The following is an 8,473-nucleotide window of genomic DNA, read 5'->3' as shown; positions in this document are numbered from 1 at the left end:
TCTGATTTTCTCAAAAATGTTTTTAAACGTTATGTTCAAGGTTTTGCTATCAAACGTGACAACCAAACCACTTAAAACTCGCTTCTCAGGTCTCCCTGAAGAAGTGGAGCGCATTTTAGGGATTTCTGCGCTCAGGTCAAGCCTTTTTTTGTCGATTATTGAAAAGAAAAGGTTGAATGATTAAAAATAGTACAATTTGTGTTTTTTTACTAATTTAAAAATGAAAAAAGAGTACTTATTAGTACTCTTTTTTCGATATAACCTGAGAGAAGAATAGTAAGTAATATTATTTTTCTTTTTCTGAATCTATTTTATCTACATTCTCTTCATTTTTTGTTGACGTAAATTCTGCATCTTCATCATCGCCTACTACATGTTCCAGCTTTAACTTTTTAACCGTCCTTATTGTTGTAAATGGACCTGAAGATGCATATAGAACAAAAATGACAGTTAATAGTTCCGCTGGACTAGCAGCAACAATAACGAACACTAACACAATCAATAATACGACGATAAAATTAACCTTACCTTTCCAATCTACATCCTTAAAGCTGTTATATCTAAAATTGCTCACCATTAATAAGCCACTTACAATGGTAATAACGCCCATTACGATACCAAAATCTTGGCCATTTAATTGATATTCAGTTCCTAGCCAAACTAAGCTTGCAATAACACCAGCTGCTGCCGGACTTGCTAATCCTTGGAAATACCTTTTATCTGCAACGCCAACTTGGGTATTAAATCTTGCAAGCCTTAACGCCGCTGCCGCAACAAACACAAATGCCGCCAACCAACCAAATTTTCCCATACCAGATAAAGCCCAATTATAAACGACAAGTCCTGGGGCTATGCCAAATGAAACCATATCAGCCATACTGTCGTATTCTGCACCGAATTCACTTTGAGTGTTTGTCATTCTTGCTACGCGACCATCAAGTCCATCAAATATCATCGCAATAAAAATGGCGATTGAAGCACTTTCAAAATGACCATTCATTGATGATACAACAGCAAAAAAACCAGAGAATAAACCAGCTGTTGTTAATAAGTTAGGCAATAAATAAATACCGCGTGTAGGTGTTTGCTCAGATGAGTTTTTATTTAGCATATAAGAATTTTTTCGTAAAAATAAAGGCGTAATCTATCATACCTATTATTAGTTCGCATATAAAAAGTGATGTAATCATCATGAAATCAATCAGAATATTTGTAAACTTGCAATTGACTTGTTATAAGTTCTATATAGGTAATTATTTTCAATAATGAAAATTACAATCAGGTAATTTGTATGATGATTCAAAAATTTACATTAGGATTTTTTCTGTTTAGCTCGTTCGCTTATAGTATGGCAGAAAATGTTATCGTTTACCGATGGGTTGATAGTAATAATGTTGTTCACTTTAGTCAGCATCAACCAAAACATGATAACTATACCGAAATCTCTATGTCAAATACGGTTAAAGCTAAAACAGACGAAAAAGCTGATTCAGCCGATGAGAAGCCTGAGGCACCTATTGAGATCGCTGCAACGCCAAATAAATGTGAAGAAGCAAAAGCCAATGTCGAAACATTAAAAGGCTTCGATAAAATTCAATACACCAATGCGAAGGGTGAATTACAAGTATTGACCGCTCAAGAAAAAGTACAACAGTTAGCAATTAATGAAAAACAAGTAGAAGTATTTTGTGGGGTTAATTAGTTTTCAATCTTTATAACGAAAAAAAGAGCCGAAAGGCTCTTTTTTTTTAGGAAACTATCGATTAACGACGTAAGCCTAATTTACCGATTAACGTTGTGTAACGCTCAACGTTTTTACCTTTCAAGTAATCAAGTAATTTACGACGTTGACTTACCATGCGTAATAAACCACGACGTGAGTGATGATCATGGATGTGCTCTTGGAAGTGACCTTGAAGGTGATTAATTTGCGTAGTTAATAAAGCAACTTGTACTTCAGGTGAACCTGTATCACCTTCTTTTTGAGCGTATTCTGCAACGATTGCAGCTTTTTCTGTAGCATTTAAAGACATTTTTTAATCCTTAGTGTGAAATACCTAATTGGTATTAATAATAATCCCATCTGCCAAACACTAATTCAGCGAGGATGGTAAAAGAGCGCGTATTCTAGCAACATATCTAACGAATGCAATAGATTTATAGATTTATTGTGCATCTACTACCGTTATACGTTTGGGAGCAACAAGTCCATCATCATCAATCATACCGACACCGATAAAATCATCACTATCCATATCGCCGATATACACTTGTACCATGCCTTCTAACGGTGAGTTTTCAGCCTTAACAGGATTACCGTGTCGTAAAAAGTTCGCTGACATCTCATCTACATATACTTTAGGAATACCATCACATGCGGTATTCATAGGTAATAATAACGGGTCTAATAATGTTGAGGGTGAAATATTTTGCTCATTTGCTTGTTCAAGTAAAGCTTCAAGTCGCTCCATAGTCACCATTTTATCAGTTGGATAATTTCCAACTGCGCTTCGGTGTAGTTGAGCAACATATGCGCCACAGCCAAGTAATTCACCTAAATCATCAACGATAGTACGAATATAGGTGCCTTTAGAGACGTGAATATCTAAATCTACTTCATCATTTTCAAATCGTAACAAGCTAAGGTGATAAACCGTAATATCTCTAGACTCTCTTGGAACTTCGATACCTTCCCGAGCATATTTATATAAAGGCTGTCCCTGATATTTTAACGCCGAATACATTGAAGGTACTTGTTTTGTCGTACCTCGAAAGTGTTCCAGTGCATCCGCTAATTGTTCAGCTGAAATATTAACGGGTTTATTACTAACAACTTCACCATCAGCATCGCTAGTGGTCGTTCTAATCCCCAACTTGGCCGTCACGAGGTAGCGCTTATCTGTATCGAGTAAAAATTGAGAAAACTTGGTTCCTTCGCCCAAGCAAATTGGAAGCATGCCGGTGGCTAACGGATCTAAAGCACCTGTATGTCCTGCTTTTTGGGCAAAATAAAGCCTTTTTACTTTTTGTAAGGCACTATTTGACGACATTTCATATGGCTTATCTAATAATAAAACGCCATTAATTGGACGACCTTTTCTACGCTTAGCCATTTACTTATTCTGCTCCTGGCTCTACATCAACGTCGCTTTCATGATTTTTCTCATCTTCAGCAATCGCTTTATCTACTAAGTTACCCATTCGGACACCTTCAACCATCGATTTGTCATACACAAAACGTAACTCAGGCATAATTCGAGCTTTAATACGCTTGGCTAATAACGTACGTATATAACTTGCAGCGTCATTTAAAATTTTAACTGACTCATCAACATTTTGACCTTCTAAGGTAAAAAAAGTAACAAATATTTTGGCGTAAGCTAAATCACGAGTAATCTCTACAGCATTAACCGTCACCATACCTAAACGAGGATCTTTCACTTCACGCTGAATGATCATCGCTATTTCTTTTTGGATTTCTTGACCGACTCTGTCGGTACGAGCAAATTCTCTTGCCATTTATTTCTCCTAACAAAAACGGAGGCCAAGCCTCCATTTCTAATATTCTTCTGATCCTGTTGTGCTGATTTAAAATAAGTAACTTGAAATTAAAGCTGGTTTTACAAAGTCTTATAGACTGACTTTGTTCAACCAACAATAAATTAAAGTCAAATACACTAAATAGAACTTACAGTGAGCGCTGAACTTCTACCGTTTCGAAAACTTCGATTTGGTCACCAACGCGAACATCATTATAGTTCTTAACGCCGATACCACACTCAGTATCTTTACGCACTTCTTGAACATCATCTTTAAAGCGACGTAATGACTCAAGTTCACCTTCATAAATAACCACGTTTTCACGTAGAACACGAATAGGTGCAGAACGTTTGATAATACCTTCAGTAACCATACAACCAGCGATAGCACCAATTTTCGGAGACTTAAACACATCACGTACTTGAGCAAGACCAATAATTTCTTGTTTAAACTCAGGCGCAAGCATACCACTCATTGCTTGTTTAACTTCATCAATCAAAGCATAGATAACGCTGTAGTAACGTAAATCAATTTTCTCTGATTCGATAATTTTACGAGCAGCAGCATCAGCACGCACATTAAAACCAACCACAATAGCATTTGAAGCGGCCGCTAATGTAGCGTCTGTTTCAGTAATTCCACCAACACCTGAACCGATAATTTTAACTTTAACTTCATCCGTTGAAAGTTTAACTAACGAATCAGAAATCGCTTCTAAAGAACCTTGAACATCTGATTTAAGTACAACATTTACTTCAGAAATATCGCCTTCAGCCATGTTTGCAAACATGTTTTCAAGTTTAGACTTCTGCTGACGAGCAAGTTTAACATCGCGGAATTTACCTTGACGATATAAAGCTACTTCGCGCGCTTTCTTCTCATCTTTAACAACTGTCGCTTCATCACCTGATTGTGGTACACCACTTAATCCAAGGATTTCAACTGGAATTGAAGGGCCTGCAGATTGAATCGCTTTACCATTTTCATCACGCATGGCACGAACACGACCATATTCTAATCCACAAAGTACGATATCACCTTGATTCAACGTACCTTCTTGAACAAGTACCGTTGCAACCGGACCACGACCTTTATCTAATTTAGATTCAACAACAACACCACTTGCCATTTTATCAACAACAGCAGTAAGCTCTAGTACTTCTGATTGTAATAAAATTGAGTCAAGTAACTCGTCAATACCTAAACCAGTTTTCGCTGAAACGTGACAGAATTGAACATCACCGCCCCAGTCTTCTGGGATAACATCATGTTGAGATAATTCAGTTTTAACACGATCTGGGTCTGCCGTTTCTTTATCCATTTTGTTAACAGCAATAATAATTGGTGCTTCAGATGCTTTTGCATGTTGAATCGCTTCAATTGTTTGCGGCATAACACCATCGTCAGCAGCAACAACAATGATTACAATATCTGTTGCTTTAGCACCACGAGAACGCATAGCGGTAAACGCAGCATGGCCTGGAGTATCTAAGAAAGTGATCATGCCATGACCTGTTTCTACATGGTAAGCACCAATATGCTGTGTAATACCACCCGCTTCGCCATCAGCAACTTTTGCTTTACGAATATGGTCAAGTAATGATGTTTTACCATGATCAACGTGACCCATGATAGTTACAACAGGCGCACGAGTGATAGCATCACCGGCATCGCCGCGATCAGAAAGTACCGCTTCTTCTAGCGCATTTTCTTTCACTAACACCACTTCACGACCCATTTCCTCAGCAACGAGTGCAGCGGTTTCTTGGTCAATAACTTGGTTAATAGTCGCCATAGCGCCCATTTTGAACATAGTTTTTACAACTTCAGCGCCTTTTACAGACATTTTATTAGCTAATTCAGCCACTGAAATTGTTTCGCCGATGCGAACTTCATTCATCTTCGCTTCTACAGGTTTAGTAAAACCATGTTTTAAGCTTTGCGGAGCAGATAATGTTTGTTTACCTTTACCACCACGACCGCCTTTAGCATTGCGATCTTGTTGATTATTCTTTTTCTTACGACGGCGACGTCCACCTTCATCGGCAGAGTCAACTTTATCTTCCGCTTCTTGAGCGTATTTAGAAGACGTTAAATGAACAACTTCTTTTTCTTTCGCTTTACGTTCCGCTTCTTGTGCTTTCCAACGAGCTTCGTTTTCTTCGGCAAGTTTGCGTGCAGCTTCAGCAGATTCTTTCGCTTCTGCCTCAATTTTTGCAGCCGCTTCTGCTTCTTGTTGAAGGCGTAAAGCTTTTGCTTCATCACTTTCCGCAGCTTTCACTGGTGTTTGTTGAGCTTCTTCAATATTTTTAGCTTTCGCTTGAGCAGCTTGTTTTGCTTTAGCTTCAGCTTCTGCTTTAGCCTGAGCTTTACGCTCTGCTTCGGCTTCGGCTCTTGCTGCAGCAGCAGCTTTTGCATTCTCGGCTTCTTTTGCTTCTGCAATGGCTTTAGCTTCGGCTTCAGCTTTCGCTTTTGCTGCGGCTTCTTCTGCGGCTTTCGCTTCAGCTTCGGCCATTTGTTGCTCTTCTAATTCACTACGTTTAACGTAAGTACGTTTTTTACGCACTTCTACTTGAACTGATTTAGCTTTACTTCCACTACCCATAGTCAACGTAGATTTTTTCTTCCGGCTTAACGTCATCTTGCTTGGTTTAGCAGATGAGTCATCACCGTGTTGTTTTTTAAGATGTTCAAGAAGAGACTCTTTCTCTTCTTGCGATACAGAATCCGATGCACTTTTCGTTACACCAATATCTGCCAATTGCCCAACCAATCTATCGACCGGTGCGCCTATTTCATTGGCAAGTTCTTCTACTGTTACAGATGCCATCTATTTTGTACTCCCGGTGCTATTACTCTTCATTAAACCAACATATATTACGCGCAGCCATAATAAGCTCGCCTGCTTTGGTTTCATCTAACTCTTCAATATCTGAAATTTCATCAACACCTTGCTCAGCTAAATCTTCGAGAGTAATAACTCCTCGACTTGCTAAAACAAATGCCAAATGTCGCTCTAAACCTTCTAAATTTAATAAATCTTCAGCAGGTTCGGCGTTCTCTAATGATTCTTCACTTGCTAATGCTTTAGTGGTTAATGCTGCTTTTGCACGTTCACGAAGCTCTTCAACAATATCTTCATCCATACCATCAATATCTAATAATTCAGATGCAGGTACGTAAGCTATTTCTTCAAGTGAAGTAAATCCTTCTTCGGCTAGCAATAAGGCAAAGTCTTCATCGATATCTAATTTTTCCGTAAATAACGATAAAACTTTGTCATTTTCAGCTTGATGTTTTTCATTCATATCAGCAACAGTCATAACGTTTAGTTCCCAGCCAGTTAATTGACTAGCTAAACGAACGTTTTGACCACTACGGCCGATCGCCATAGCAAGGTTGCCTTCTTCAACAGCAATATCCATAGTGCCTTTGTCTTCATCAACGATGATTGAAGCAACTTCAGCTGGTGCCATTGCATTGATAACATATTGTGCTGGATTATCATCATATAAAACGATATCTACACGCTCGCCACCTAATTCTCCTGATACAGCTTGTACGCGAGAACCTCGCATACCAACACAAGCGCCTACAGGATCAATGCGTTTGTCGTTTGATTTCACGGCAATTTTCGCTCTAGAACCTGGGTCACGTGCTGCACCTTTGATTTCTAGCATTTCTTCGCCAATCTCTGGAACTTCAACACGAAATAGCTCAATCAGCATTTCTGGTTTTGTACGAGACACAAACAATTGCGCGCCGCGTGCTTCTGGCTTAATCACATAAAGCAAACCACGTACACGATCACCTGGTCGGAATACTTCACGTGGTAATAAATCATCACGATAAATAATTGCTTCCGCATTATTGCCTAGATCAAGAATGACACTTTCACGGCTCGCTTTTTTCACAACACCAGTGATTAATTCACCAACTTGATCTTGATAAGCATCAATTATTAATGCACGTTCGGCTTCGCGTATTTTTTGTACAATTACTTGTTTTGCCGTTTGCGTGGTTACACGGTCAAATTTAACCGATTCAATTTGTTCTTCAACATAATCACCAACCACTAAATCAGGTTGATCATATTGAGCAGCCGATAAACTCATTTCTGCAAATGGGTTTTCTGTTTCAGCATCATCGGCAACCACTAACCAACGTCTAAACGTATCAAATTCGCCTGTTTTACGGTCAATACAAACACGTACAACAATATCCCCTTCATACTTCTTCTTCGTGGCAGTTTCTAATGCAGTTTCCATCGCTTCAAAAATACTTTCACGAGGTAATGCTTTTTCGTTAGATACAGCATCTACTACCAGTAATATTTCCTTACTCATGCTACTTAGCCTTTAATATTCGTTATAATTCAATACACTATTTTTCAAAATTATGAACAAGATTGCCCTTGTCAACATTACTGAAAACAAGTTCATATTCTTCATTATCTACCGTTACTATTAACATATCGTTTTCAACAGCATTTAATATGCCTTTGAATTTGCGACGTCCATTTAACGGTAGAGATAATCTGATGTTCACTGTTTCACCTACCACTGCTTGATAGTGAGCTAGAGAGAATAGAGGTCTGTCTAAACCAGGAGATGAAACTTCTAAATTGTATTCAGTACTAATTGGATCTTCTACATCAAGCAGTGCACTTACTTGACGACTAACCTCAGCACAATTATCAACATCAATGCCATTTTCATGGTCGATAAAAAGACGAAGTATCGAGTGTTTACCCGCACTAACGAACTCTATACCTAATAATTCAACACCAACCTCTTCTACAGCTGGTCGTAACATGTCTGTTAATTTATGTTCAAATTTAGCCAATCAACTTCTCCAATTCCAATATATCTGGATACAAAAAAAGGGCATATAGCCCAGCGAAAACACATGCTGTCAGGTACCTTTTCAAGGT

9 protein-coding genes are annotated in these 8,473 nt (G+C 38.4%); 2 read left to right on the top strand and 7 right to left on the bottom strand.

Annotated elements, in window-relative coordinates; all coding sequences use genetic code 11:
- Positions 1-184 (top strand): hypothetical protein (locus RM573_RS14255; RefSeq protein WP_311583452.1); only part of this gene is annotated, 184 nt, incomplete at its 5' end.
- Positions 185-286: 102 nt separating this feature from the next.
- On the opposite strand, the gene pssA is transcribed toward RM573_RS14255, so the two are convergent.
- Positions 287-1,111 carry a CDP-diacylglycerol--serine O-phosphatidyltransferase gene (gene pssA, locus RM573_RS14250; protein WP_311583450.1) on the bottom strand — a complete coding sequence of 275 codons (825 nt, stop codon included), beginning with the start codon at positions 1,109-1,111 and terminating at the stop codon, positions 287-289.
- A gap of 180 nt (positions 1,112-1,291) precedes the next feature.
- Here pssA and RM573_RS14245 point away from each other — a divergent pair, with 180 nt between their 5' ends.
- Positions 1,292-1,702 carry a DUF4124 domain-containing protein gene (locus tag RM573_RS14245; protein ID WP_311583447.1) on the top strand — a complete coding sequence of 137 codons (411 nt, stop codon included), beginning with the start codon at positions 1,292-1,294 and terminating at the stop codon, positions 1,700-1,702.
- Between the two features lie 61 nt (positions 1,703-1,763).
- On the opposite strand, the gene rpsO is transcribed toward RM573_RS14245, so the two are convergent.
- The 6 genes from rpsO to rimP form a co-directional block, all read right to left on the bottom strand.
- Complete coding sequence (rpsO, locus tag RM573_RS14240; protein ID WP_303452325.1) at positions 1,764-2,033, bottom strand: 30S ribosomal protein S15; 270 nt, start codon at positions 2,031-2,033, stop codon at positions 1,764-1,766.
- 132 nt (positions 2,034-2,165) lie between these two features.
- Positions 2,166-3,113, bottom strand: coding sequence for a tRNA pseudouridine(55) synthase TruB (gene truB / locus RM573_RS14235; protein WP_311583442.1), 948 nt, complete (start codon positions 3,111-3,113; stop codon positions 2,166-2,168).
- A 4-nt stretch (positions 3,114-3,117) separates the two neighbouring features.
- Positions 3,118-3,519 (bottom strand): 30S ribosome-binding factor RbfA, encoded by a 402-nt coding sequence (gene rbfA, locus RM573_RS14230; RefSeq protein WP_311583439.1) that lies wholly within the window; start codon positions 3,517-3,519, stop codon positions 3,118-3,120.
- A 169-nt stretch (positions 3,520-3,688) separates the two neighbouring features.
- A complete protein-coding gene (gene infB, locus RM573_RS14225; RefSeq protein ID WP_311583436.1) occupies positions 3,689-6,370 on the bottom strand; it encodes a translation initiation factor IF-2 in 2,682 nt (893 codons plus the stop codon).
- 22 nt (positions 6,371-6,392) lie between these two features.
- Positions 6,393-7,886 carry a transcription termination factor NusA gene (gene nusA, locus RM573_RS14220; protein WP_311583433.1) on the bottom strand — a complete coding sequence of 498 codons (1,494 nt, stop codon included), beginning with the start codon at positions 7,884-7,886 and terminating at the stop codon, positions 6,393-6,395.
- 37 nt (positions 7,887-7,923) lie between these two features.
- Positions 7,924-8,385, bottom strand: a complete 462-nt coding sequence (gene rimP / locus RM573_RS14215; RefSeq protein WP_311583431.1) for a ribosome maturation factor RimP — start codon at positions 8,383-8,385, stop codon at positions 7,924-7,926.
- Positions 8,386-8,473: the final 88 nt, after the last annotated feature.

The sequence above is a fragment of the Thalassotalea castellviae genome, assembly GCF_031846185.1.
GTDB classification, from domain to species: Bacteria; Pseudomonadota; Gammaproteobacteria; order Enterobacterales; family Alteromonadaceae; genus Thalassotalea_H; species Thalassotalea_H castellviae.
This window is presented reverse-complemented; position numbering and strand designations above follow the sequence as displayed.

Coding starts and splice junctions, on each gene's coding strand:
- nusA (WP_311583433.1), bottom strand. CDS start 7,886: ATGAGTAAGGAAATATTACTGGTAGTAGATGCTGTATCTAACGAAAAA.
- truB (WP_311583442.1), bottom strand. CDS start 3,113: ATGGCTAAGCGTAGAAAAGGTCGTCCAATTAATGGCGTTTTATTATTA.
- pssA (WP_311583450.1), bottom strand. CDS start 1,111: ATGCTAAATAAAAACTCATCTGAGCAAACACCTACACGCGGTATTTAT.
- rbfA (WP_311583439.1), bottom strand. CDS start 3,519: ATGGCAAGAGAATTTGCTCGTACCGACAGAGTCGGTCAAGAAATCCAA.
- infB (WP_311583436.1), bottom strand. CDS start 6,370: ATGGCATCTGTAACAGTAGAAGAACTTGCCAATGAAATAGGCGCACCG.
- rpsO (WP_303452325.1), bottom strand. CDS start 2,033: ATGTCTTTAAATGCTACAGAAAAAGCTGCAATCGTTGCAGAATACGCT.
- RM573_RS14245 (WP_311583447.1), top strand. CDS start 1,292: ATGATGATTCAAAAATTTACATTAGGATTTTTTCTGTTTAGCTCGTTC.